Below are 23,410 nucleotides of genomic sequence, written 5' to 3'. Positions count from 1 at the left end.
CTTCCGCAATCATCTCTAAACGATAATGCTGGGCGCTTTTCGAGACCGTTACTTGAGGGCTATTTAGACTTCCAAAATCAATACCGCCTCATAGCAAAATCCCTTGCAGTAGCAGAGGTAAATCCGCTATTGCAAGGGATTTCGGCGTTCGTGGAGCTTTATCTGCGTACTTGAACAGAAGTATAAAAGAGGTGCGGTAAGGTGTCTTCTTTCGGCAAAATCATGTCCGCTCAGAAATGCGAGATGGACAACTGCAAAGATGGGCGAACTCGGCAGCTTTGTGAAGGGTGCGCCTCTTTCCAAAGCCGATATATCCGAGGATGGTACCCCCTTTATCCTTTATGGAGAACTTTATACCACCTACAACGAGGTTGTAACCAGCGTCAAAAGACGGACGCAAGCACAAGTTGATGAAACTTTTCTGAGCCGTGTGGGTGATGTCGTGATCCCGACTTCCGGCGAGACGCCAGAAGAGATTTCAACGGCTTCCTGCGTTATGCTGCCCAATGTCATTCTTGCCGGAGACCTCTATATTTTCCGTGGCGATAAGGTGGATGGACGAATTATGAGCTATCTGCTTAATCATGTTGTTAATGCAAAAATCGCCCGCATAGCACAGGGGAAGTCAGTTGTCCATATTCAAGCGAGCGAATTGTGCAAGCTCACATTGACATACCCGGATAAAAGCACGCAGAACACGATTATAGGATTCCTTTCCTCGCTTGATGATAGGATCATGAATGAAGAAAATGCGCTTGCTTTTTTGTCCGATCTAAAAGAGGGGTTATTACAGCAGCTATTCATATAAAGAGTTGCTGTAACAATGCTTCCTTAGTGCGTACAAGTCCATGAACACAAGCCTGACAAATATCAATCCTATGATCCAAAGCATAAAGCACAGAGGCTATTTGTGACTGCACTTCGAAAGAGGGAAATGCAATGGATGTTTTTTGTATTTCGCTTTTGCTGATGGAGGAAACCTTCGTCCCTTGTACCAGCGGAAGTATTTGCGTTCTAAATCTTTTGGAATTGATAAAGTAACCAAGATACATAGAAGCAAACGAAATCTTAGGGCGGCATGGTATTGTGTGAAGACCTGATAATGCCTTTGTATCAGCGACTCCAACAATTTCTACCGCCTTACCAACTGTATAATCTTCTGCGGTGTCTGCGATCACGATGTCACCATTTCGCAGATAACTACTCCGAGCAAACTTTGAAAGGCTCACATCCGAGCGAATGTATGGTACCTTTGACTTGGACAGATCAACCACCGCGCCGTATTTAATCAGAACATCTCCATAGTGGATGTTATATGCTATTCCGTTTTCAGTTGACATTTCATCCCGCGAGAAGGTGTTGTTCTGTAACAGATCAAATGCTTCACTAAACGGAACTGTCATCCATCTTTCGCCTGGTCCTTTCTCCCCAAAAAGCTCATCTGAGAGTCCTCTTTTATACTTCTTGAGTGTCGCAACATATTTTTGCTGCGCATCAATTCTTTGAGTCAAAAAGCTCAGGAAGGAAGCGATTTTATCTTGTTCGTCAGTGGATGGCAAAAACAGGGGCTGCTCATAGAGCGTTTTCCATTCCACATTTCGTCGGCACATACTCGCACCGACGGTTGTAGCATTATAAAAGAAATGTTTTGCAGCATCTGATTTAATCCAATGTGCCAGCAGTTCTATCGAGCATCCCGTTATATCATAGGTTTTATATGCAGGAGATACCATGCCGTTCTTAAAACGGAGGTTTACATTTGCGTTTCCTAAATGCAGATTTTGGGTAGATAAGACCATTGTACCGTATTTGATTTTCTTATAACCTTTGTTGCTCGCTCCACGCTGATGACCAAACAACTCTGAATTTAGGAACATTCCTTCTATCGCAGCAGAGAGAAGAGTATCTTCGTCTTCCGTTTGAGTGCGATCACTATACTCCTGAATAAGATCGCCAAATGGTTTGCCGTGCCACGGCTCGTCAAAGCCCGGAAAGCGCAGTTTCGGGCGCTTTTCGAGACCGTTACTTGAGGACGATAATGCTCTGTTTGCTCCTCCACCTGATAATGTTCGTGGAGGTGGTCAATATGACTAACAATACACAATTCAAGACGCTGCTGAACACTTGGCTAAATCAGAAGAAGCCAATGATCACACCGTCAACCCACGCCAGCTTCACGCTGATTGCCGAAAATCATCTGATCCCGTACTTCGGCAAGCGTAAGATTGGCAGCATCACCGAAACGGACATTCAGAGCTACATTTCGTATCTCTACAATGCCGGTCGGCTTGACAACACGGGAGGGCTTACCGTAAAGACCATACGGGATGTTATTCTCGTTCTCAGGCTTGCAATGGAGTTCGCCTATAAAGAGCGGGCTATTCCATTGCTGAATTGGGACTTGATTGAGTACCCGAAAGAGCTGGGTATCAAGAAAGTCAACTCGCTCTCCAAAGATCAGGAACAAGCCCTTATTCAGTGCATCTACATGGACTTGAACAGAAAAACGGCGGGTATTCTGATTGCGCTGTTTACCGGCATTCGGATCGGTGAGCTTTGCGGACTCCAGATGAAGGATATTTCCCTTACGGACAAGACCATCAATATCAACAAGACTGTCCAGCGCATCTATGACAAGCGAAAGGGATCGTCCTATCTCCATATAGGACCGCCGAAGACGAAGACATCTGCCCGTGTTATCCCGGTTCCGTCGTTACTCATGAACATCATCAAGAAGTTCTACACGGAAAATCCGAATCACTACTTCCTGACGGGCAAAACGAGGCCGACCGAGCCGCGTACATACCGGCAATTTTTCACCCGTTTTCTCAAGCGTAACGGGCTGCAAAAGGTAAAGTTCCATGAGATCCGGCACACCTTCGCAGTGAGGGCAATCGAGATACCGGAGTTTGACATCAAATCGCTCTCTGAAATCCTTGGACACAAGAATGTTTCATTCACGCTGAATGTCTATGGGAGCGCCAATCTCCAACAGAAGGTAAAGTGCATGAACCTTCTGAACGATCTGCTGTAAACAAAAAAGAGCCTCAGCCGACACCCGCAAGGGCATCGACCGAGGCTCTTCGCTTTTGTATAAAAATCGACCTTTATTCTGACATTTCAGACATTTGGAGCTTAGACGGGAAAACATACGGGGCAATGCGTCATCTCTGCGCAGAGGGCAGGAAATCAGCGATTTTCAACCTTTAATCCGACAGATTTTGGCTTTGTCCTGAGCGCTTGGAAAAGTAACGCGGACAGGCAAGGATAACGGCGCGGAAGCTCTGCTTACAGGGATGAACGCAGCGGCGGCACAGGTCATTGTATTTGCGGCGACCGTCGCTGCCTAAAAAGAAGCTCCATTCGAGCTTCCATTTCTTACTCCGGCTCATAACTCACGCTCGCTCTTCTTCTCCTTGTGGGGAGAAGGCTTATCCGTCTGCTGGGCGGTTTTGGCGGATTTCAGCCGATCCATGATAGAGGCTTTCTCGCCTTTCTCGTTCGCTTTGTCTTCCTTCGGACCGTTGTTGATGATCCCGTCAATCATGCCGTAGTCATCCTCAAGCGACATTTCAGCGGCTTTGAGCGGATTTTTCTTTTCCAGCTCAGCCACCCAATCCGCTTTCTCCACACCGAAGATACCGCCTTTTGCGGCGTGTTCCTTGATCTCCTTGGCGTCCAGAACCAGCCCCTCGGTATCGTCGCCGTACAGCCGGTAAATCTGGCACGACTTCATGACCTCAGCCGCAGTCTCTTCCCGCATGGGCAGCATCCCGCCCCATTTGTAGCCGTACTGCTTCATTTCCTCGATGCTGATGCTGTCGTCCGGCATCTTCTCGACCGGCATGACCTCCTGACGGAGCAGATTGACTGCGGTTTCATCGAAGCCGTCATAGATATGGGACAGCACCAGCTCGCCGCGCTCATCGACAATGATGCAGGAGGCATCGTCCCCAAAGGTGTCGTGCTCCATCAGCCAAAAGGTGTGGCCATCGATCTCCTTATGGTCAATCGTGTGCCATGTGCCGATATGACCATCCACCGCCATGCCGGAGGTGTTTTCATTGACAATGGAGCTTTTCTCTTCAAGAACCGTCTGTTTCTGCTGTTCTTCGGAAATCATCGGGATAGCAACAATCCTGTCTCCGATTTTGGCAAACTGCTCCGGCATTTTGAACTCCGTCATAAACTGCCGCAACAGATCCGGCGAAAGCGAGCCGAAGCTGTCATCCGTCAGACCCGTGACAAGGAAGGTACCGGCAACAATATCATAGATTTCACCGCTGTCATCCCGCAGGGCGCGGTTGAGAGGCAAACCGTTCATTTTGCCTTCTTCATTGCAGACAATGGCAACCGGCTCTTCAAAGGGATAGACCGCCTCTATGCTCCCGCCAACCTCATGCTGTAAGGACTCAAGGCTGGAAGGGATTTCTTTCACATAGGGCTTCCTGTCCGGCTCAACCACCAGCACAGTGATCGTGCTCGGCTGCTCCAATTCCTCGCCGCTTCCGGTGACGCGGTACTCATCGGGAATATCCTCAAGCGTCCCGTCAAAGTAGCGGTTCCAGCTATCGCCGGTAGGACGGATGTACCCGGCATCGGTCAGTGTGCCGCCTTCATTGATTGCGCAGTCTTCGCCGTACCGCTCAAAGTCAATGTAATCCACAAAGCTGCCGAACTTGTTGTCGATGTTGTACCCACCCTCAAAGAAGTAGTAGCGACCGAGATCGTCATAGTCCTTGATGTCGGGGATAAAATCATAGTTGTCGAGATTGTAGGTCAGGTTAATCATATCGTCGAGGTCATTCACTTCATCGCAGCCATTATCCATGATTGCCACGAAATGCTCAAGCTCAGAGCGGGACATCTCATCCAACCGGGCGGCAAGGTAGTTGAGCTTATCGAGGTTTTCGTATTCGCCAAGGAGATTGCTGACTCCATGAATGGAGCAGTCATAATCCGTGATAAACCATTCCTCATAGACCTGACCGAACTCGTCCTTTGAGCCGATGCCGATCCGCTCGAAGACCTTCTTCATTTCCTCTTCGGTGGTCGGGAAATGAACCCACTCACCGACAAGCTCGCCTTCGTTGTACTTGCCGAGATTGGTCACAAAGGCTTCAAAACTGCCATCCAATACGGGCATAGGCATCCTCCTTTCAATCGTCCATCATGCTGTCCGGCGCGATGTAGAGCTGGGCAAACGCCTCGTCGGTGATACCCTCAAGCTTCCGAACGGTATGGAAAAGCAGCTCCGCCATCTCATCGTCCAGCTCGTCGATGGGCAGCGACTTCATTTCAGCAATCAGCCTCTTGCGGCTGGAAGTGTCGAAGCAGCACATCAGATTCGTCTCTTCCACGGTAAAAAACATAATCACATCTCCATTTCCTTTGATTTCGGTTTCTTTGTATGCTCAGGCTTTTTAGCGCCTTTGTCCGGCGCAGTCTGGGCGTGTTCTTTGAGCTTTGCGAGGACAGAGGGCTTCTTCTGGGAGGTATGCTCTCTGCGATCCATTGCTTCCCATAGGCTTTCTGCCGGGGCGTCCTCCACATAGGAACGGACAATAGACAGCCGTTCACGGAATGGAACGGGATTTTTCCTGTCCGTGATGTCTGTCAGACTGATCTCTTCGTTTTGAAAGTCCACCTTGTCAACGCGGACAGTTTTGCCGTCCATATCCATCACCGTGCCGACTGGGATGTAATCCTCAGCGAGAAGATGCTTGACGGTTTCCTGTCTGCCGTCTTCACCGGGCTGCGTGACAAGGACATCATTGCCTTGCCCCCACAGCGCCTTAGCCTTGGCAACCCACTGATCTTCCCGAAAGCCGGTCACGGCAACCTGTCCGCCGCCTTCTAACTCTTTCATCAGGAGCTTTGTGCCGAGCGCGGGCGCTGCCTTCTTCGCATCTTCGCCGTAAATCTCGAAGTAGCCGTTCTGGGCAAAGCAGACAATCGCTTCGGGATGGGATTCCTTGACGGCGTTGTAGGCGGTCTGCGCTTCAAGAGGCAATATGCCAAGCTTTTCGGTCACGCCATGCTGGACGGCAAGCTTGTGAATGTGATCATCAATACTGCCGGCTTTCGCATGGTAGCTCGTTTTGAAGCGCTCACGGCGGAGGATCATGTCAAGCTCAGCCGCGTTCTCAGGCAGATAGCTCACCGACACGACCTCGCCGTGCTTTTCTTCCAGCGGGATCACTTCGCGCCGGTAGCTGCGGAAAGGCAGATAAAAGGTGGCATCGTCCTTAAAGGTGACTGCCACTGTCTCAACCGGAACGGTGAGCTTTTGCATCCTCTCTACATGGGCGGCATAGTCCAGCTCAATGAGGTTGCCTCTGATGGTATCGCCCTCTACGCCCTCGATCTCAACCGCGTAGGCAAGGATGGGATCACGGGTTTGCTCATGGTAAAACTCCCACACTTTGTTTTCGTAGGAATCCTCCACATAGACTTCACGCTCAGGCAGGAGGTAAGTGCCGTTCGGACGGGACATCCAAAGAAGGCGCTTGTCCTCGGGGGATTGGGAACCGGCAAGGCTGTGAAGCAGCCCGGCGTCCAGCTCAAAGTCCTCTTTGTAGTTCTGGGTATGGATGTCCATAATCCGGCGAAGGGCATCTACAAGATCGATGTTTTCAAACTTCATAGGCATCACTCCAAACCGGCATCGCGGGACTTCTGCTTGACCGGCGCTTTGCGTTCCGGCTGGCTCTTTGCCGCAGCACGGAGCTGTTCCCGGATAGAAGGCTTTTCCCGCGCTGCTTCCTGAGTCTTCTCTTTGCCGATGTATTCAAGCATCGGTGTCAGCTCGCGGTAGCAGCCCTGTACCTTCTTCGCAGAATGGCGGCGGTGGATAGCGAACATCGGCTCGCCATCCCGGGTAACGGTGTTGCCCTCAATCCTGACCTTGTACTCCATCATCACCTTGAAGGACTGATTGGACGAACGGTAGGTAGACAGCATCCCGTCGTTGCGACCGGCGATCTGCGCTTTGAGCGTGTCCATGACAGCTTCCTTGATTTTCTTTTCCTCCGGTGTGAGGCGATGCTTCACCGGTGCCGCCTGTTCCGGCTCTTTGGGAGCCGGAGTTTCGGGACCTTCCTCCGGGACAGCCGTTTTGCTCTGTTCAGCCGGTGTCTGCTCCTGCGCCTTACCGATAGCGGTCTGCCGGACGAACTCTTCGGTGAAAAGACTGACAAGCCCCGGATTTACACTGTCAATAATGAGTTGAGCAGCATGATCCGGGCTGCCATCCATGCCCTTTGCCCATTCCTTGCAGTCCGGGGAAATGCGCCCATCATGGTCTTTCTGCTGGATGGTTTGCGCGAGGACATAGGCGACGCGCTCAGGCGAGAATTTCTCAAGGATGCTCTTAACGGCGGACTCCGCCGCAAGTCGGTTGTTGCCGTAGTAGTCGTTGATGGTCTGCTCAATCGCCTCTTTACAGTCCATGTTCGCTTGCATCGAGGCGCGGTAAGCACCCAGCTCACCAGCTTCAAAGGCATACATCGCAGCTTCCCAGTAAACCGGAATCGCCGTATCCCGCAGCGGCGTAGGGGCTTCCTGTTCCTTCACGGCAAGCCGCTCTTTGAGCTTTTCATCAATACCGGTGATCATCTCAGCCGCCGTTTTGCGGATGGTTTCCAGCGAGCCTTTCAGCTCCTTGGTCTCCTTGTCGGAGGACCAACCGGCGATATAGCCGAAGGAATAGTCAGAGGTCTCAATGCCGTACCGCTGGCAGACGGTATAGGCGACGCTTTCTGCCTCGACCTCCTTAGTGCGCCGGTCTTTCTTGTCTTCGGGAGCGACCTTTTCGCCCGGAGTGACGGCATGGAGCTTGGCATGGGCAATCTCATGGATCGCCGTCTTGATGGTCTGGATTTCGCTCATGCCCTCCTGAATGGCAATCCGGTTTTCTACATGAGAGAAGTAGCCTTTTGCGCCATCGGTGATGTTTTCAAAGGCAATGGGGACCGGAGATAGCTCTTTGAGAGCATCAAAAAAGGCGGCGTAGTTTTCCACGCTGCCTGTCAGCTCGTCTACGGCAATATCGGGAAGTTCTTTGCCGTCCGTCTGGGACACATCGAAGACGCTCACCACCTTGAAGGCGGGACGGGTCACTTCAACCGTCTCGGTGACCGGCTTGCCGTCCTTGTCGAGAACGGGCTTCTGCGTTACCGGGTCGAGTTTTTCCCGCTCTTCCTGCACCTTGTAGGGCGCAGGAGCAAGGATTTTGATTCCCTTTTCGCCCTTCATCACATGGCGGTCGAAGTTGCGCTGCCATGCCGTGTAACCGGCGATCAGCGTCGCACCCGGCTTCTGCATGGCGATGAGAAGCGTATTGTTAAACGAGTAGTTGTAGAACTTGGACATCGTTTTCAGGTACTCTTTGAAGCGTTCGGATTCAAACAGTTCCTTGAGTCCCTGTTCCAGCTTGTCAGTGATTTCCCGGACTTGCTGGGCGTTTCTGTTTTCAGCCATTTCTTACCTCCAATCTTACTGATTTGAAATAGAAAACTCCGGCTGAGATTTGCCCCAAAGACGGGCTTTTACCTCAGACGGAGTTTCCGTTCTGGTCAATCTGCGATGATACAAATTATCTGTATGTTCCCATTCAATCAACTTCTCAAATAAGTCAGGGTGACGGTTGACCATGTGGGAAAGCTCAAAAGTCGATGCGTTTGGGCAGAACCAACAACCGTTGCGTTTGGAATGTTGATAACAGGGAGAGAGCATATCGTATTTCTCGCATAGCCGCCAAGCATCCGCTTCCGTCATGCCATACTTTGCAAGAAGGCTGATGTCCTTCTCCTTATTCAGTCTGGCAAGACGCTTTGGCTCGTCCAATGCAATACCTACATAGCTGCGGGTGTCATCAGGTTGAGCCTTGTGGTACTTGCGGAGTGGAGGCATTTTACAGTCCCGATTTACCGCGCACTTTCCCGGCCAGACAAAACCTCGGAGCAGCCCTTCATAAGGTCCTCTTGTGATAATGTGATGGAACACATCATCGTAAGTTTTGTCACTTCGCAGAACCGTGAATTTGCATCCGAGTTCATTTTCAACGAACGGTTTGAGCTTTTGGTGGATAAAGTCCCGATGCTCCGGGACTTCTCCACTGATCTCCTGATCGAACATCACCTCACTGTAAATGACCTCATCCAACGGCTCGTTTTTCTCCGCAGCAAGGAGAATGGTTGCTACGCTGTCCTTGCCTCCGCTGCATGAGGCAATATATCGCGGGCGCGTCATCGGTCGAACTCCATCTTGAAGCTGACATACTTGCCGCCTGTGTCATCCAGACGGATCACCGCATCATAGAGCTGCGGGCGTTTCGGCGTATAAAGCCCGGTCACTCTGCACCAACCCTTGTCCAGCAGTTCGGCGGCGATTTTCTTGGTCAGCTTCTTTTTCTTACTCGTAAAGAACTTGTTATCCTCCCACATACAGAAGGAGCATTCCTTGTTCGAGCAGTAGTAGTTTCCCTTGCCTACATAGACCGGCGAGCCGCAGCGCGGACATTTGCCAATGGACTCTCTGCCGGTATCGAAGCGGTTTGCCTCGGCGTCAGAGAGGAAGGGATAGGCTTTGACCAGCTCGGAGGTCATCCCCACAATGCCGGAAAGGAACTTGTCCGCATCCGCATTGCCGCGCTCAATCTGCATCAGGGTATTTTCCCATTCCGCCGTCATGGAAGGAGAAGTGATCTGTTCGGGCAGGACGCATACAAGGTTGTTGCCGTCCTTTGTAGGCACGAGAGATTTGCCCTTGCGCTCAACAAAGCCACCTTTGACCAGCTTTTCGATGATACCGGCGCGGGTGGCAGGAGTGCCAAGCCCTTTCTTTTCGGTATCATCGTCGAACTCAGCATTCCCCGCAGTCTCCATAGCCGACAGAAGGGAGTCTTCGGTGTAGGGCTTCGGTGGGGATGTGTAATGTTCGGTGACGCTGGAATCGACAGAAGAGAGAATATCCTTCTCATTCAGAGAAGGCAGTGAGCGCTCCGGCTCGTCTTTTTCCTTGCTCTTGAGCGTTTCCTTGAAGCGGTGCTCAATGGCTTTCCATCCATCCTGCATGACTGTTTTGCCCTTTGCCTTGAACTCGTAGCCCTCACAGGTGAGCGTGACCGAAGTCTCGTCGTAGATGTGCTTCTCACCGGTAGCGCTCAGAAGGCGCATGGCGATAAGCCGGATGATTTTCTGCTCCGACTCCGGCAGCTCGGTGAGATCTTGCTTTTCAAGCTGGACGGTGGGAATAATGGCATGATGGTCAGTGACCTTGGCGTTGTTGGTAATTCGCCCGATGTCCGGCTCATGGGTAATGCCCTCGAAGAGCGGCAGCTTGCGGGAGACAATGCCGATCACCTGATGAGCGGTGCTCTCCATATCCTCAGTGATGAACTGACTGTCCGTTCGGGGATAGGTGAGCAGCTTTTTCTCATAGAGGGACTGCACCAGATCGAGCGTCTGCTGGGCGGTAAAGCCATAGTAGCGGTTGGCTTCCCGCTGCAAGGTGGTCAGATCATAGAGCCTCGGCGGGTTGACCGTCTTCGTCTCCTTCTTGAGAGAAGAAACGACGGCTTGCTTTTTATCGCAAGCCGCCGCAATCGCCTTCGCTTCCTCTTCGGTTTTGACCTTTTCCAGGTCCGCCGTCAGGTTGTCTTTGCTGATATGGACATTGAAGTATTTCTCCTTATGGAAGGTTGAGATTTTGCCTTCACGCTCCACCAGCATTGCCAGCGTAGGCGTTTGGACGCGCCCGACCACCAGCTTCTTATGATAGAGTGTCGAGAACAGCCTTGTGCCGTTGATGCCGACAATCCAATCTGCCTTGGAACGGGCAAGCGCGGCTTCGTAGAGCCGGTCATACTCGCCGCTGCTTCGCAGATGGGCAAAGCCCTCCCGGATTGCGCTATCTTCCAACGAACTGATCCACAGGCGCTTAAAGGGCTTTGTGCAACCGGCTTTGTTGTAGACCAACCGGAAAATCAGCTCGCCCTCGCGTCCTGCATCGGTGGCGCAGACAAGCTCGGTCACACGCTTATCGCGCATGAGGTCGCACAGCACCTTGAACTGCTTCTGCTTGTCCTTCGGGACTTCAAACAGCCATTCCTCCGGGACGATGGGGAGATCGCTGTACCGCCATTTGGCAAAGCGCTCATCGTAGGAGCTTGCGTCCGCAAGCCCCACAAGATGACCGACGCACCATGAGACGATGTAGTTGTTTCCTTCGAGATAGCCGTCCTTACGGGAGGAAGCACCCAGCACCTTCCCGATAGCGGCTCCAACACTCGGTTTTTCCGCAATCACTAAGATCAAATCGTTTCCTCCGTTTCTTTGGTTTCGTCCCCGTTATCCTCATCGTCAGCAATGACAGGCTCTTCGTCCTCATTGATATACGGCTCTTCCTCATAACCCTCGTCATCGAAGAAATCCAGATCCTCGTCCTTCTGCTTCTTGCCGCGAACGAACTTGATGTAGTAATATGCACCACCGCCGATGCCGACCAGAGCAACGATGCCGATGATCAGGACAATGTTCGGGGAAGCGTTTTCCGGCTCTTCGGGCGCTTCGGCTTCCGCGTCCTCGACCGGCTCTTCCGGCTCAGTTACAGCGCCGGTGCACTCGCTCATGTTTGTTTTGCAAACAGGACATTCCGTATTGACAGCTCCAGCCTCGCAGCGGGTATCGCAGTTACAGGTAGTAAGCGAAGATGCCGTTTCCTCATCCAACAGGGCAAGCAGATCGGCCTCGTCCACCATGTTGAGGAAATAGGTTTGGTACTGTTCCTTTTCCTCGTTGATGGGCGCATCGTAATCGATCACGACATAGAAGGTGTTGCCGGTCTTGGTCTGCACCGTGATGAACTGCTTATTCGTCGCCTTGTCATAGAGCAGATCGCGGGTATAAGCGTTGCCTTCACCTTCAATCGGCTCGCCCTCATACGGTTCAGGCTCTTCGGGTGCTGCGGTTTCCGGTGTTGCCTCGGGCTGGGTCGCCTCCGTGACCGGAAGCTCCTGCTCGGTATCATCCGCATAGGCGAATGCGGGTACAGTGAACGAGATACAAAGCGCGAAGCACAGTGCAAGTGCCGCCAGAGTGCGGATTCCTTTTCTCTTAGTCATTGTCCGTCACCTCCTGCTGGGTAGTGGTAGGCTTTTCCGCCTTGCCGTCCTTCATCGCGGCAAGGAACGCCATAATCTGATCCTTGTCCATGACCATCGCACGGACGGTGTTGACGATTTCAAGGTTTTCCAGCTCGGTTTTCTTGTCGTACAGCTCCTTGAGCTGCCCCTGCAGGTCCTCGACCTTCTTCTCGGTTTTGGCGATTTCCGCGCAGACCTTCTGATATTTCGGGTTCATAAAAACGCTCCTTTCGGTTAGTAGTTGGGTCTTCCAAAGGCATAAAAGTGGGATTGCCAATAGGAAGTGTTGATGGATGTGTACTGGATGGGATCGCCGCAGTGCAACATCACATTGTCGCCCACATAGATGCCCACATGGGACACGCCCGGCGTGTCATAAGTGCCGACAAAGAAGACGAGATCCCCCGGCTTCACATCGGCGCTGGAAACAGGCGAACAGACATTGTAAAGCCCCTGCGCACCCAGCCGCCCGGTGTTGACAAGTCCGCTGTTTGTGAGAACATAACTGACGAATCCCGAACAGTCAAAGGAAGTGGACGGATTTGAGCCGCCCCAAACATACGGGTAGCCGAGATATTTTTCTGCCTCTGCGATGAGAGTTGCGAACTTCTCGTCCGTCAGATACTCCGCATTGACCGTGTAGTCATCGGGTGGGTTTTCAATGTACTTGTCCACATAGCCGGAGCCGGGGAACAAATCCTCGCGGTTGCCCAGCGTTGACATATAGGCTGAGTACATGGAGAGCTGGTCTTCATTCATGATGTAGACCGGCAAATGGGAGAGGTCAAAGTTTTCCAGCGTGACAGTACAGATGTAGTAGTTATACGGCACTTCGACCTCATAGGTGTAAGTTTCCGTGCTGGTCTCGCCGGTTTCGGGATCGGTGACAGTCGTTGTCCCGGTACGGGTCTCTGTCCGGTAGCGTACCTCAACCTCCACATCTTCGGTGAGGATGTATTGCCGGTCAAAGAGCGTTTGAAGAAGCCCCTGAATTTCGTCCAGTGTGAACTCTCCCTCATTGAAGGAGGATAGAATGGAGATCAGCACATAGGGATCGTGCTCAATCGTATCAAGGTCAAAGTGGTACTCATCGTAGTCGTGCGTGCTCTCGTAGTTATTCAGATACGATTGCAGCTCCGCCTCCATCTGACAATACTGCGCCTCCGCGCCGGTCATGGCATCGTCCTCACTGAGGTAGGAAGTGGCGATGACAGACGAAGTGGTAGAGGTGAACATTGCCGTGCAGGAGCTAATCCCAGCAGACAACAGGATCAGAATCATCAAGCCAGCTCCCAGCCAAGCAAAGACCTTTTTGTTCTTGGCGATAAAGTCCTTGACCTTATCCGACGCTTTCTCTCGGACGGTTTTAGCGGTGGACTTGGTGGCGGTGGAGGCCGTTTGCGCCCCGGCCTTGCGAGCCGCAGCGTATTCCTTCTTGATGTGCTGCTTCTGGTAGTGCTTGTTCATATTGGCTCGGGAAGCCTTCATCTCAGGGTTTTCGGCAACCGTCTTCTCAAAATGGAGCTTCCGGTCAGCGGCCTCGGCCTTCTGCTCCAGCTTGGACACCTTCTCGAACGGCTTGTTTGCACTGCGCTCTGTATGATGCTGGTAGTGGCGGACAACGGACTCGGCGGCAATCTCTGTCTTATGGGCAGCTTCTACACCGGAGTTTTCCTGCTCCACCTCATGGATTTTGCCGTGGATGCCAGAGGCAAGCGTATCGCCGACCTTGCGGACGGTCTTGTCTGCCTCAAACTGCAATTTGCTCTGTCCCTTGGGGACTTTCAGCTCGTCTTCAAAGTAGAGGCGGGTTTTGCCTTTACCGGTTTCCTCGTCAAAGACGCGCTCTTTTTTCAACACCTTCTTGGTGGGCAGCTTCTCACGGGCGGCATCCAGACGCTCATGCGCCTTCTGAGATTTTCGCTCCAACCGTTCAATCCGTCTGGAAGCTGGGGCATCATCGTCAAGGTCCGGCATCTCTGCGGAGGTTTCCGCCGCTCTTTCCAGAACGGACTCTCCATCAATCTGCCTTTCAGCGCGAGGTCTGCTGACCTTACCGGTAACAGCGGTATCGGCAAATGCTTTTCCGTAGTCAACGGAATGGGTGCGGTATGTCTCAGAGTGCAGAGTGTGAGATGTGGGATCATCGCTGACGGGTAGATCGCCCGGATTGTACTCTTGCGCCGCATCTGCGGACTGTGTTTCGGCTTGAGCCTGACTCACTGCGTCTTCCAGCTCATCAGGACGAAGCTGCCGCCGCTTCTTGACCTCTTCGGCAATATCGCCGGTTTCCGTGTCGTGGGGCGCAACAAGTTGGGCGTCCTCAAGCCGTTTTGACACTTTTTCTGAGGTGCCTTCGGTGAGGTTTTCTTCCACTGCGCCGTCTCTGGTCATCCGCAGGACAACCCGGTCTTTGGGCTTCAATTCATCATGCGGCATCAGATTTCACCTCCAATCCGCGCCTCGGCAAGTTCCTTGTATTCAGGGTTTAACTCAATTCCGACATAGTGACGGTCAAGCTGCTTTGCGACCATACCGGTTGTGCCGCTGCCTATGAAGGGATCAAGGACAACGCCGTCTTTCGGGCATCCGGCAAGCAGACAGGTTTCAACCAGCTTCGGCGGGTATGCGGCATAGTGACCGCCTTTGAAGGGGACGGTGTTGATAATCCAGACATCCCGCTTGTTACGCAGCGGATTGATCATCTCATCGGAGATAGCACCGTGTTCACGGCACAGGTTGATGGTCTGCTGCTTTGCCTGTCCGGGGATCGGCTCCCCGTATTTGTTGCTTCCCTTGACCCCGCGCTTGAGCCTGCTTACCGTTCCGGGAGCAATCGGCTCGGAAATGGCCTTGTAGTCAAAGAAATACTTCCGTGACTTCGAGAACAGAAAGATATGCTCATAGCAGCGGGCGCAGCGGTCTTTGACGCTTTCCGGCATCGGGTTTTCTTTCATCCAGATAATGTCATTGCGCAAATACCAGCCGGAGTCGCGGAGCGAAAAGGCCAGCATCCACGGGATGCCGATCATATCCTTGGGCTTGCAGCCCTCAACCTTGTAGTTGAGAGCCACAGCCTGACCGTTTCTGCCCTTGGGATTCTTTGCGTCCACATAGCCGCCCTGATTGCCTTTCCCGGCATAGGTGTCGGAGATGTTAAGCCAGAGCGTCCCGTCTGAGCGCAGTACGCGCCTGACTTCGGTGAACACTTCCGTCAGGCGCGAGATGTATTCCTTTGGCGTTGCCTCTCTGCCGATCTGCCCGTCCACACCGTAATCACGCAGCGCGTAATACGGCGGGGAGGTGATGCAGCAATGGACGCTTTCATCGGGCAGCGTTTTGAGGACTTCGAGACAATCGCCGGTGTAAATGTGATCAAGCTGTATGGGGACTCCCTCCTTTCTGCGAGACTTGATGCGCAATCAGTCGGAGAAATACTCGTCCGGCTCGTAGTCCTCGTCATCGTCCAGCTCATCCTCCCAGCGGTCGATGATGGACTCGGCCTCCTTCGCCGCTTCGCGGTACAGGGAAAGACGATTGCGCTCATAGGCGGCATAGGCCGGGATGAACTTGCCAAACTCCTGAATGGCGCGGACATCCTTGGTGCGCATATCCGATACCATGTCGATCAGCTCGGCCATCGTCAGCAGATCCTCAATCATGCTGTCGTACTTCTCCTTGGGGATGGTGACGAAATCATCCTCATACTCGTCTTCCTCATCCATATCAAAAGCGGAAGGAGAGCCGGACACACGGTAGATGTGTTCTTTCTCCTGAATGGAGTCGAGAATACCGCCGATGACCTCCGTCGCCTCATTGGCGCACTCGGCGATTTCCTCGCGGACATGGAGGTAAGCGCGGTGGTGCTTTTTCAGCTCGTCCTCCTTGCGGATCAGGTTGACCAGCTCCACGGTCAGCCCCATCAGGCCGAAGAAGCTGTCCATGCCTTCCTTGACCTCGCGGAAGCTCATCTCAACCGGCGTATCGCCGAAAATCTCGGTCATCTCGTCAACGGTGATCTCAAAGTTCTCATTCATATTCTTTTTCATAAAGGTAGTCCTCCTTAATTCTGCAAGGTTTCTTCGGGTTTGGTAGTCATGTAACGATAGAGCATCGTGTCCTTCGGGAAGTCATCCTTGAAGGGGACGATGGTCGAGCCGTAGAAGATCAAGCCTTCACCGGCGTTGGAATTGGTGATGTAGTTCTGCTGACTGGGCGAGATGTTCAGCGCTTTCGAGAGGATCTGCCGGTCGCCGGATGCCTGGTTCAGAAGGTAAACGAAGTCGGAGTTCTCAAAGATGTTCTCAATCTCACGGGAAGCCAGCAAATCCTTGACATTCTGGGTGATCCCGGTCGGAATCCCGCCCCATTTTCTGAACCGCTTCCAGATTTCGACGGAATAGGCGGCTGTCTGTTCTTCCTTGAGCAGAAGGTGGAACTCGTCCATGTAGTAGCGCGTCGCCTTGTGCTGGGCGCGGTTGATGGTCACACGGTTCCAGACCTGATCCTGCACAATGAGCATCCCCAGCTTTTTGAGCTGCTTTCCGAGCTGCTTGATGTCATAGCAGACGAAGCGATTATTCACATCCACATTCGTCCGGTGATTGAAGACATTCAGCGAGCCATGCACATAGATTTCAAGGGCAGTGGCAATCCGCTGTGCTTCCGGCTCGCTCTGGCTGCGCAGGATGTTGTAGAGGTCTTCGAGGATGGGCATTTTCTCAGAAACCGGATCGGCAAGGTAGTCCTGATACACCTTGCGGACACTGCGGTCGATGATGGTCTTTTCCACCGGTTGCAGCCCATCCTTGCCGCCCACAATCAGCTCACACATGGAGAGGATGAAGTCAGACTTCAAAGTCAGCGGGTTTTCCTCTTCCGAGTAGTTCACATTGATGTCCAGCGGGTTGATGTAGTCGGTGCTTACCGGCGAGATGCGGATGACCTGACCGCCGAGCTTCTGCACAAGGGGATAATACTCCGCCTCGGGATCGCAGACGATGATGTCATCTTCTGTGATGAGGAAGGCGTTGGTCATTTCCCGCTTCGCCGAAAAGCTCTTGCCGGAGCCGGGGGTGCCGAGGATCAGACCGTTCGGGTTTTTGAGCTGCTTGCGGTCAACCATGATCATGTTGTTGGAGAGCGCATTCAGCCCGTAATACAGCGCCTCGCCGCCCTGAAAAAGCTCCTGCGTCGTGAACGGGACGAACACCGCCGTCGAAGAGGTGGTCAGCCCGCGCTCAATCTCGATCTGATTCAGGCCAATCGGAAGAGAGGACATCAGCCCTTCTTCCTGCTGGAAGTCCAGCCGCTTGAGCGCACAGTTGTATTTCTGGGCAATGGAAGCCGTCTGGAAGATGGCGTTCTCAAGCTTTTGCCGAGTAGGCGCGGTATTCATGATGAGGATAGTCACAAGGAACATTCTCTCGTTGCGCGTCTGAAGGTCCTGCAACAGGCGCTTGGCCTCACCGCCGTAGGTGGCAAGGTCGGACGGGATGATTTCCATGTCATATCCGCTTCTCACGGCCTTCTTCTGCTCTTCAATTTTCATCTTGTCGAGGTCAGTAATCTTCATCTTGATGCTCTTGATGGCTTTCGCCTGATCAATCGTGCGGATATGAAGATTGACCGTGATGTTGCTGTCCATGTCGAGGAAGTCAGCCAGCATCCGGTCATTGAGTTCCGGCGCGAGGATTTGCAGGAAGCTCACTGCGCCGATGGCCTTGCCCATCTTGAAGCACTTGCCTTCACGGAAGTCGAAGGAAGTGGGCGCGATGAAATCTTTGCTGCTGAGTCCCGTCCGGGCTACCATGTCAAAGGAGAAGCGGAACGGCTCGTTCGAGTCCATGTTGAACACATCATGGAGCACTTTCAGCCGTTCGTAGCCGGACAGCGGCTCGGTCTTCACACCGAGGGTTTTGAAATTGTTGAGGATGTCCGTCTCAATCCGATCCAGCTTAGCCTTCGCCATGCGCAGGGAGTCGGCCTCAATGCCGAAGGTAATGTACTTGCGCTTGATGAGGCCGTTGTTGCCCTTCGTGAGCTGGTTTTGCAGCATCTCGGAATACTCGCTGCGGATGTCGTTGAACTCGTCAGCCTGCTCCGGGATGTTGATCTGCTTCTTGAACTCGCTGATGCTCGTCCTCTGGTTGATGAAAGAGAACTGGACAAAAATCGAGCTGTCAAAGTAGTTCAGGAAGTCGCACCAGTTCTCGAAGATGGCCGTCTTGTCCTCGTTCTGGGCGAGCTGATAGTTGATGTCGTTGAAACGGATAGTCTTTGTATAAAGACGGCTGTTGACCTTGCAGATGCCGTCGCGGCACATCTCCACATAGGGGATGGTCTGCTGCGCCGATTTGCGGACTTTCTTTGCCTTCTTGTCCTTTTTCTTCTGCAAGACCAGCTTCTTCTTTTCCTCGGCGGAGAGAAGATCGCCGTACACCTTGCCGTTTTTGGTAAGCCGCTTAGGCTCTGCGGCCTTTTTCGTGCTGCTGTGCAATCTGCAATTCCTCCTTCTCTTTGATTTTCTGCTGGATCGCAGCGTATAGGTTGTTCGTGCGGTATGGCCGCACTTTATCCCTCAGAAACATGGACTTGATCACATGACCGAGGATTTTTTCAGCCGGTTGCCCGTCCTTCTCATAGAGAGCGAAGAAGATAAACGGGAGCATGATGACCACCATCAGCATTGCCGAAGTGGAGATGCCGAGGCTGGGCTTAGTCAGGAAGAAGATCGGAACACCCGCTGCCGCAGCCAGCGCAAAGCAGATGAGCTGCCGCTTTGTCAGGTTGAACATGACCTTCGTCTTGACACGATTCAGGTCCTTCGGGACCGGTACAAACGCCATTGGGAACCTCCTTTCCAAGCGTGATGCTGCATTCGACCTCATTGCCCCATACATCCCAGCCTTCGGGGGACTGGCGGGCGAAAAGTTCGATGCGCGGGACATCGCCCATGAGCTGGACGATGCGGTTGCGGGCTTCCTCCGGTTTCTTGGAGTGCTCTTCGATGTGGCTCATGATGACCTGATGCACACCGGGGCTTGCCCGTTTGGGATGGCCTTTCGTTGCGAGGATGCAGAGTTCAGCATTCGCCCGTGTCCAGTACCCCATGCCCCAAAAGAGACTGTCGGACACCCGGTTCTGCTTGATCCAGACAAAAGCCGTCGTTTTGTATTCAAATCCCCATGCTTCAAGGACTTGGAACGCCTCCTGCATACAGGGGAAGGTAATCCACATGAAGAGCGCACAGTCTTTTGCTGCAAGCTCTCCAATAGGCAGAGCCTTGATGTCTTCAAGGCTCATGGTCGGGTAATGGCTTTCCGCTGAGCGGCCAAGCCCCTTCTTTGAGTAGACCTTGTACCGCCACGGAGGGTCGGCGTAGATCACGGAGTATTTCTTCAAGCTGACCCTCCTTTCTCAGTGGGCATTGAATAGTGACTTTGCAAGCGAACCTGTCTTGAACAGGGAGAAGCAAAGAATGACCGTATAAGCTGCCACCGAGAATAGCGCCGAGTGGATATTGGCTGCGATGATCATGTTGTTGATGAGCACGGCATAGATGCCGACGCACACCATGATGAGAAAGCCTTGGAATGCCAGCGCAAACAAGCCCTTGAGGTAGTTCGTGCCGATGCTGCCCCATTCGCGGTTGCTCATCGTCGCAATGGGAATGGGCGCGATGCTCACGGTGCAATAAATCTCAATCATACGGCCATAGAGAATGACCGTGATGAGAATGGACATGATCTTGAGGCACAGGCTGATCAGCAGCGTCTCTATGGACAAGCCGAGCAGTTCGCCAATGCCCATCGTTTCCATGCTGGCGCGCATTTGTTCAAGAGTGGATTCGATGTCGATGTTCGTGTCGCCGCTTATGACACCGGCTGCACCGGCTACGACATTCTGACCGATGTCGAAGACCGCCATCACAATGTCAAAGGTATTGGTAACGAGGTAGATCGCCACAGCCGCCTTGAAGAACCACTTGAAGAACATCCATGTGTCCATGTCATGCAAGTTGTTTTTCTCGGTGATCATGGAGATCAGCTCGTAACACAGGACAAAGGTGATGATGATACCAGCGATGGGGACTATCACATTTTCGGATAGTCCCCGGATCATCTGGTATATGCTGCTATCCCATGAAGAGGGCGTTTTGCCTACCTCAGCAGCTATCGTCCCTACCTTGTCGTTGACATCGGTGAACATATTGGTCATGTTACTTTCAATCCAGCCGATCAGAAGCTCTTTTATGGCTCCTTCGATTTTTTCAAGGATAAATCCCAATATTTCACCACCTTTCGGTTATGCTGGGGTTGCCGGATCAGAACAGGCCAGACAGGAGCGGGATAAGGGTCGTGCCGATGAGTACCACACCACCACCGGCCATCAACTGCTTGATTCCTTGGCTCTTGGCACCGGGATTGTCATTGCCGTACCCCTCCATGAGGTTGACCACGCCCCACACGGCAAGGCCAGCGCCAAGGGCGACAACGAGGGTCTGCAAAACGGTAACTGCCTGATTGATAAATTCCATAAATGACCTCCTTGTGTTGGAAATTGGTTAAAAATGAAGGGAGAGCGCGGCATTTCGCGCTCTCCCATGTGGATACGCGAACCGGTTATCAGAACAAACCGGACAGCAGGGGGATGAGGGTCGTGCCGATGAGTACCACGCCGCCACCGGCCATCAACTGCTTGATGCCCTGGGACTTGGCACCGGGATTGTCATTGCCGTACCCCTCCATGAGGTTGACCACACCCCACACAGCCAGACCGGCACCGAGGGCAACAACGAGCGTCTGAAGGACCGTAACCGCCTGATTGATAAATTCCATAGAGTGACCTCCTTGATTTTTGAGTGTGAATTATTGAAAATGGGTAAAAAAATAGAAGCCCCATCATTGTTCTGCTTTGGGCATTGCCCATGCGCAGTGCATGACGGGGCTTTAATCGGCTTCAACCTCTCCCATGTCATAGAGGTCGAAGGTTTGGGTGGGCTTGACTACCAGCTTGTGAGAACGGTATTTCTCGATGTCAAAGGCGTTGCGCTTATCGTAGTCGGACAGCATTTTGTATTTTGGATGCTTCGTAATATCGTACTTGTCACTGAGAAAAGGTCTCACGCCTCTAAGCTGCAAAATACATTTGCCGCCGTCCATGACAGCAATTTCGTCCTCCGACATGAGTTGCTTGCCGGTCTTCTGATAGTTCAGGCCGTATGAGTTGTTGGTCGAACGGGTTTCTGATGTGTTATATAGGTCGATTGTCTCCTTTCCGAGGATTTCACTGAGTTCCTTCAAAGTGGATTTTTCCTTGCCGCCGAGGAAGAGCGTACAGTCGCAGTTGCCGACAATCGTGTCCGCCGCGTCCTTGTAGATGGTCTTGAGCTGGCTCTGGGACTGCAAGATGATGGATGCTGAGATTTCCCGGCTTCGGATCGTAGCAATCAGTTTGTCGAATTTCGGGATTTGACCGATGTTCGCAAACTCGTCGAGCAGGCAGCGGACATGAACGGGAAGCCGCCCATTGTAGACATCATCCGCCTTATCGCAGAGCAAGTTAAAAAGCTGGGAGTACATAATCGCAACGACAAAGTTGAAGGTATCGTCGGTATCAGAGATAATGACAAACAGCGCCGTCTTGCGGTCGCCGATGCAATCCAGCTCCATCTCGTCGTAACTCATCAGCTCCCGCAGCTCCGCGATGTCAAACGGGGCAAGCCGTGCGCCGCAGCTAATCAGGATCGACTTGGCTGTTTTGCCAGCGGCTAACTTATATTTACGGTATTGCTTGACCGCGAAGTGGTCAGGGTCACGCTCTTCCAGCTCATCGAACATGAGGTCAACGGGATTTTTGAAAGTCTCGTCATCCTCTCTGGCCTCCGATGCGTTGATCAATTCGAGCAAGGTAGTGAAGTTTTTCTCGTGTTCCGGCGCTTCGTACCAGATATAGCCGATGAGTGCGGTATAGTAGAGCTTTTCTGCCTTGACCCAGAAATCCTCCCCGGACTTATCGCCATCTCCCTTCGTGTTGACGATGATCGTATTGACCAGTTTGAGGATGTCCTTCTCTGACCTGATGTAAGCGAACGGGTTGTAGTGCATGGATTTACGGAAGTTGATCGTATTCAGCGACTTGATGACATACCCGTTTTTCTCAAGCATCTTTCCGCATTCGACCAATACTGTGCCCTTGGGATCAGTAACCACATAGGAGCTGTGCATCTGCATGAGGTTGGGCTTCACAAAGAAGCGGGTCTTGCCGGAGCCGGAACCGCCGATCACAAGGATGTTCTTATTCCTCGCGTACTTCGGCTGCTTCGGTCGGCTGTTCATCGTCAGCCCCTCGGTCTGGGTGAGGATGACATTGTTGGAGAAGTCGTCATCCATGTAAGGCCGGATGTCTTCCGGTCGCCCCCAACGGGCTGACCCGTATTCCTCCCCTTGGCGGAATTTCTTGCGGTTTTTGCCTTTGATGTAGACGGCCAGCTTGAGCAATGCGCCTCCTGCCACACCAATGAGAAGGTCTACCGGGTGGAAGCTGGGGAGCGGATTGGCAAACGCTGCGCCGAAATTGGCAAAGCCGCCGGTGAGCTTGTCAATAAACTCCGTACCGGGAGCCAGTCGGAAGACCGCCGCCAGCTTATCCACAAAGTAGAAGGCGAACACATACGGGAGATTGAGAAGGACGAGCTTTTTGATGTCGCGTTTCTTTTTCATAGCTCAACGCCCCGATCCTTCGTCTTAACCTTGACCTTCTCCTTGTGCTGGGCTTTAGACTGCTCCCTGCTGCGGGAGAGCTTCTGCTTGAGGGATTGCTTTTCTTTCTGCTTGACCGTCTTGGCGGAAAACTCCTTGAACGCCTGAGTCATCACATCCACATCCCGGCCTTTGAAGAAGACGAGATAGCGCGGCGGCTGCTCAGAGGTGTCTTTCTTGAGCGCGTAGTCGATCCCGTACTTGTTCGCTGTACGCTCGAAAGACTTGATGTTTCCGTCGGTCACTTCGATGTTGCTGATTGCGGCGTTCTGCTCGACAAGGTGCTTGATGGACTGCTTGCCCCGGTAGGTCTTGGGCTGAGAGGCTTGCTTTTCGGCCTTTTCAATTTCCTCAATGAATTTGGCGAGCGCCTTTTTCAGCACTTCCGCAGTGATCCTGCCGCCCTTAATGGCAATCGCAACGACTTTAGTATTTACTTCATCCTGCATGGGGACCTCCTTTCTGAGATTTGCGGGGCAATCCTGTCACTAAGGCGGGACAC

21 protein-coding genes and 1 pseudogene are annotated in these 23,410 nt (G+C 52.6%); 2 read left to right on the top strand and 20 right to left on the bottom strand.

Annotated elements, in window-relative coordinates; genetic code table 11:
- Window positions 1-121: 121 nt before the first annotated feature.
- Window positions 122-808 (top strand): restriction endonuclease subunit S, encoded by a 687-nt coding sequence (locus H6A25_RS09765; protein ID WP_345941605.1) that lies wholly within the window; start codon window positions 122-124, stop codon window positions 806-808.
- Here the strand turns inward: H6A25_RS09765 and H6A25_RS09760 are convergent.
- A complete protein-coding gene (locus H6A25_RS09760; protein WP_204751944.1) occupies window positions 801-1,877 on the bottom strand; it encodes a restriction endonuclease subunit S in 1,077 nt (358 codons plus the stop codon). The two genes, H6A25_RS09765 and H6A25_RS09760, sit on opposite strands and share 8 nt — an antisense overlap.
- A 209-nt stretch (window positions 1,878-2,086) precedes the next feature.
- On the opposite strand from H6A25_RS09760, the gene H6A25_RS09755 reads away from it, so the two are divergent.
- On the top strand, window positions 2,087-3,034 hold the full coding sequence (locus H6A25_RS09755) for a tyrosine-type recombinase/integrase (protein ID WP_087384113.1): 948 nt from the start codon (window positions 2,087-2,089) through the stop codon (window positions 3,032-3,034).
- Between the two features lie 354 nt (window positions 3,035-3,388).
- Here the strand turns inward: H6A25_RS09755 and H6A25_RS09750 are convergent, their stop codons facing one another.
- The 19 genes and pseudogenes from H6A25_RS09750 to H6A25_RS09660 all read right to left on the bottom strand — a co-directional run bounded on the left by H6A25_RS09750 (window position 3,389) and on the right by H6A25_RS09660 (window position 23,357).
- The gene (locus H6A25_RS09750) at window positions 3,389-5,146 is read right to left on the bottom strand and encodes an antirestriction protein ArdA (RefSeq protein WP_204751943.1); all 1,758 of its coding nucleotides are present in this window, start codon (window positions 5,144-5,146) and stop codon (window positions 3,389-3,391) included.
- 13 nt (window positions 5,147-5,159) lie between these two features.
- Window positions 5,160-5,372: a transposon-transfer assisting family protein gene (locus H6A25_RS09745; protein WP_207750854.1), complete on the bottom strand. Its 213-nt coding sequence runs from the start codon at window positions 5,370-5,372 to the stop codon at window positions 5,160-5,162.
- Between the two features lie 2 nt (window positions 5,373-5,374).
- On the bottom strand, window positions 5,375-6,646 hold the full coding sequence (locus H6A25_RS09740) for a hypothetical protein (protein WP_204751942.1): 1,272 nt from the start codon (window positions 6,644-6,646) through the stop codon (window positions 5,375-5,377).
- Between the two features lie 5 nt (window positions 6,647-6,651).
- Complete coding sequence (locus H6A25_RS13090) at window positions 6,652-8,481, bottom strand: DUF3849 domain-containing protein (RefSeq protein WP_204751941.1); 1,830 nt, start codon at window positions 8,479-8,481, stop codon at window positions 6,652-6,654.
- Window positions 8,482-8,496: 15 nt separating this feature from the next.
- Window positions 8,497-9,252 (bottom strand): phosphoadenosine phosphosulfate reductase, encoded by a 756-nt coding sequence (locus H6A25_RS09730; RefSeq protein WP_204751940.1) that lies wholly within the window; start codon window positions 9,250-9,252, stop codon window positions 8,497-8,499.
- Window positions 9,249-11,318 (bottom strand): DNA topoisomerase 3, encoded by a 2,070-nt coding sequence (locus H6A25_RS09725; RefSeq protein WP_204751939.1) that lies wholly within the window; start codon window positions 11,316-11,318, stop codon window positions 9,249-9,251. The genes H6A25_RS09730 and H6A25_RS09725 overlap by 4 nt, the downstream gene beginning before the upstream one ends.
- Complete coding sequence (locus tag H6A25_RS09720; protein ID WP_050005965.1) at window positions 11,315-12,124, bottom strand: DUF4366 domain-containing protein; 810 nt, start codon at window positions 12,122-12,124, stop codon at window positions 11,315-11,317. The genes H6A25_RS09725 and H6A25_RS09720 overlap by 4 nt, the downstream gene beginning before the upstream one ends.
- Entirely contained in the window at window positions 12,117-12,362 is a 246-nt protein-coding gene (locus tag H6A25_RS09715; protein ID WP_004611956.1) for a DUF4315 family protein, read from the bottom strand. The genes H6A25_RS09720 and H6A25_RS09715 overlap by 8 nt, the downstream gene beginning before the upstream one ends.
- A 17-nt stretch (window positions 12,363-12,379) precedes the next feature.
- The gene (locus tag H6A25_RS09710; protein ID WP_050005964.1) at window positions 12,380-14,584 is read right to left on the bottom strand and encodes a C40 family peptidase; all 2,205 of its coding nucleotides are present in this window, start codon (window positions 14,582-14,584) and stop codon (window positions 12,380-12,382) included.
- A complete protein-coding gene (locus H6A25_RS09705) occupies window positions 14,584-15,414 on the bottom strand; it encodes a DNA-methyltransferase (protein ID WP_430651173.1) in 831 nt (276 codons plus the stop codon). Before H6A25_RS09705 ends, H6A25_RS09710 begins: the two co-directional genes overlap by 1 nt.
- A gap of 153 nt (window positions 15,415-15,567) precedes the next feature.
- On the bottom strand, window positions 15,568-16,089 hold the full coding sequence (locus H6A25_RS09700) for a nitrogen fixation protein (RefSeq protein WP_420865191.1): 522 nt from the start codon (window positions 16,087-16,089) through the stop codon (window positions 15,568-15,570).
- A gap of 119 nt (window positions 16,090-16,208) precedes the next feature.
- A complete protein-coding gene (locus tag H6A25_RS09695) occupies window positions 16,209-18,548 on the bottom strand; it encodes a VirB4-like conjugal transfer ATPase, CD1110 family (RefSeq protein ID WP_430651172.1) in 2,340 nt (779 codons plus the stop codon).
- 61 nt (window positions 18,549-18,609) lie between these two features.
- A complete protein-coding gene (locus tag H6A25_RS09690) occupies window positions 18,610-18,942 on the bottom strand; it encodes a PrgI family protein (RefSeq protein WP_204751937.1) in 333 nt (110 codons plus the stop codon).
- A gap of 58 nt (window positions 18,943-19,000) precedes the next feature.
- Window positions 19,001-19,549, bottom strand: a pseudogene (locus H6A25_RS09685) (MT-A70 family methyltransferase); the annotation flags it as partial.
- Window positions 19,550-19,564: 15 nt separating this feature from the next.
- Window positions 19,565-20,434 carry a VirB6/TrbL-like conjugal transfer protein, CD1112 family gene (locus tag H6A25_RS09680; RefSeq protein ID WP_204751936.1) on the bottom strand — a complete coding sequence of 290 codons (870 nt, stop codon included), beginning with the start codon at window positions 20,432-20,434 and terminating at the stop codon, window positions 19,565-19,567.
- 37 nt (window positions 20,435-20,471) lie between these two features.
- On the bottom strand, window positions 20,472-20,684 hold the full coding sequence (locus H6A25_RS09675; protein WP_004611947.1) for a Maff2 family protein: 213 nt from the start codon (window positions 20,682-20,684) through the stop codon (window positions 20,472-20,474).
- A gap of 88 nt (window positions 20,685-20,772) precedes the next feature.
- Window positions 20,773-20,985 (bottom strand): Maff2 family protein, encoded by a 213-nt coding sequence (locus tag H6A25_RS09670; protein WP_004611947.1) that lies wholly within the window; start codon window positions 20,983-20,985, stop codon window positions 20,773-20,775.
- Window positions 20,986-21,096: 111 nt separating this feature from the next.
- Complete coding sequence (locus H6A25_RS09665; RefSeq protein WP_204751935.1) at window positions 21,097-22,869, bottom strand: VirD4-like conjugal transfer protein, CD1115 family; 1,773 nt, start codon at window positions 22,867-22,869, stop codon at window positions 21,097-21,099.
- Window positions 22,866-23,357, bottom strand: coding sequence for a PcfB family protein (locus H6A25_RS09660; protein ID WP_004611945.1), 492 nt, complete (start codon window positions 23,355-23,357; stop codon window positions 22,866-22,868). The genes H6A25_RS09665 and H6A25_RS09660 overlap by 4 nt, the downstream gene beginning before the upstream one ends.
- Between the last annotated feature and the right edge of the window lie 53 nt (window positions 23,358-23,410).

Origin of the sequence: Intestinimonas butyriciproducens (assembly GCF_016901775.1) — a bacterium.
Taxonomy (GTDB): domain Bacteria; phylum Bacillota; class Clostridia; order Oscillospirales; family Butyricicoccaceae; genus Pseudobutyricicoccus.
Note: the sequence above shows the minus strand (reverse complement) of the source record. Positions and strands in the feature narration are given on the sequence as shown.

What these genes read in the sequence shown, in the direction of transcription:
- H6A25_RS09755 (WP_087384113.1), top strand. Translation starts at nt 2,087, where the DNA reads ATGACTAACAATACACAATTCAAGACGCTGCTGAACACTTGGCTAAAT.
- H6A25_RS09660 (WP_004611945.1), bottom strand. Translation starts at nt 23,357, where the DNA reads ATGCAGGATGAAGTAAATACTAAAGTCGTTGCGATTGCCATTAAGGGC.
- H6A25_RS09675 (WP_004611947.1), bottom strand. Translation starts at nt 20,684, where the DNA reads ATGGAATTTATCAATCAGGCAGTTACCGTTTTGCAGACCCTCGTTGTC.
- H6A25_RS09760 (WP_204751944.1), bottom strand. Translation starts at nt 1,877, where the DNA reads ATGTTCCTAAATTCAGAGTTGTTTGGTCATCAGCGTGGAGCGAGCAAC.
- H6A25_RS09670 (WP_004611947.1), bottom strand. Translation starts at nt 20,985, where the DNA reads ATGGAATTTATCAATCAGGCGGTTACGGTCCTTCAGACGCTCGTTGTT.
- H6A25_RS09710 (WP_050005964.1), bottom strand. Translation starts at nt 14,584, where the DNA reads ATGCCGCATGATGAATTGAAGCCCAAAGACCGGGTTGTCCTGCGGATG.
- H6A25_RS13090 (WP_204751941.1), bottom strand. Translation starts at nt 8,481, where the DNA reads ATGGCTGAAAACAGAAACGCCCAGCAAGTCCGGGAAATCACTGACAAG.
- H6A25_RS09740 (WP_204751942.1), bottom strand. Translation starts at nt 6,646, where the DNA reads ATGAAGTTTGAAAACATCGATCTTGTAGATGCCCTTCGCCGGATTATG.
- H6A25_RS09720 (WP_050005965.1), bottom strand. Translation starts at nt 12,124, where the DNA reads ATGACTAAGAGAAAAGGAATCCGCACTCTGGCGGCACTTGCACTGTGC.
- H6A25_RS09715 (WP_004611956.1), bottom strand. Translation starts at nt 12,362, where the DNA reads ATGAACCCGAAATATCAGAAGGTCTGCGCGGAAATCGCCAAAACCGAG.
- H6A25_RS09750 (WP_204751943.1), bottom strand. Translation starts at nt 5,146, where the DNA reads ATGCCCGTATTGGATGGCAGTTTTGAAGCCTTTGTGACCAATCTCGGC.
- H6A25_RS09745 (WP_207750854.1), bottom strand. Translation starts at nt 5,372, where the DNA reads ATGTTTTTTACCGTGGAAGAGACGAATCTGATGTGCTGCTTCGACACT.
- H6A25_RS09730 (WP_204751940.1), bottom strand. Translation starts at nt 9,252, where the DNA reads ATGACGCGCCCGCGATATATTGCCTCATGCAGCGGAGGCAAGGACAGC.
- H6A25_RS09665 (WP_204751935.1), bottom strand. Translation starts at nt 22,869, where the DNA reads ATGAAAAAGAAACGCGACATCAAAAAGCTCGTCCTTCTCAATCTCCCG.
- H6A25_RS09700 (WP_420865191.1), bottom strand. Translation starts at nt 16,089, where the DNA reads ATGGACAGCTTCTTCGGCCTGATGGGGCTGACCGTGGAGCTGGTCAAC.
- H6A25_RS09690 (WP_204751937.1), bottom strand. Translation starts at nt 18,942, where the DNA reads ATGTTCAACCTGACAAAGCGGCAGCTCATCTGCTTTGCGCTGGCTGCG.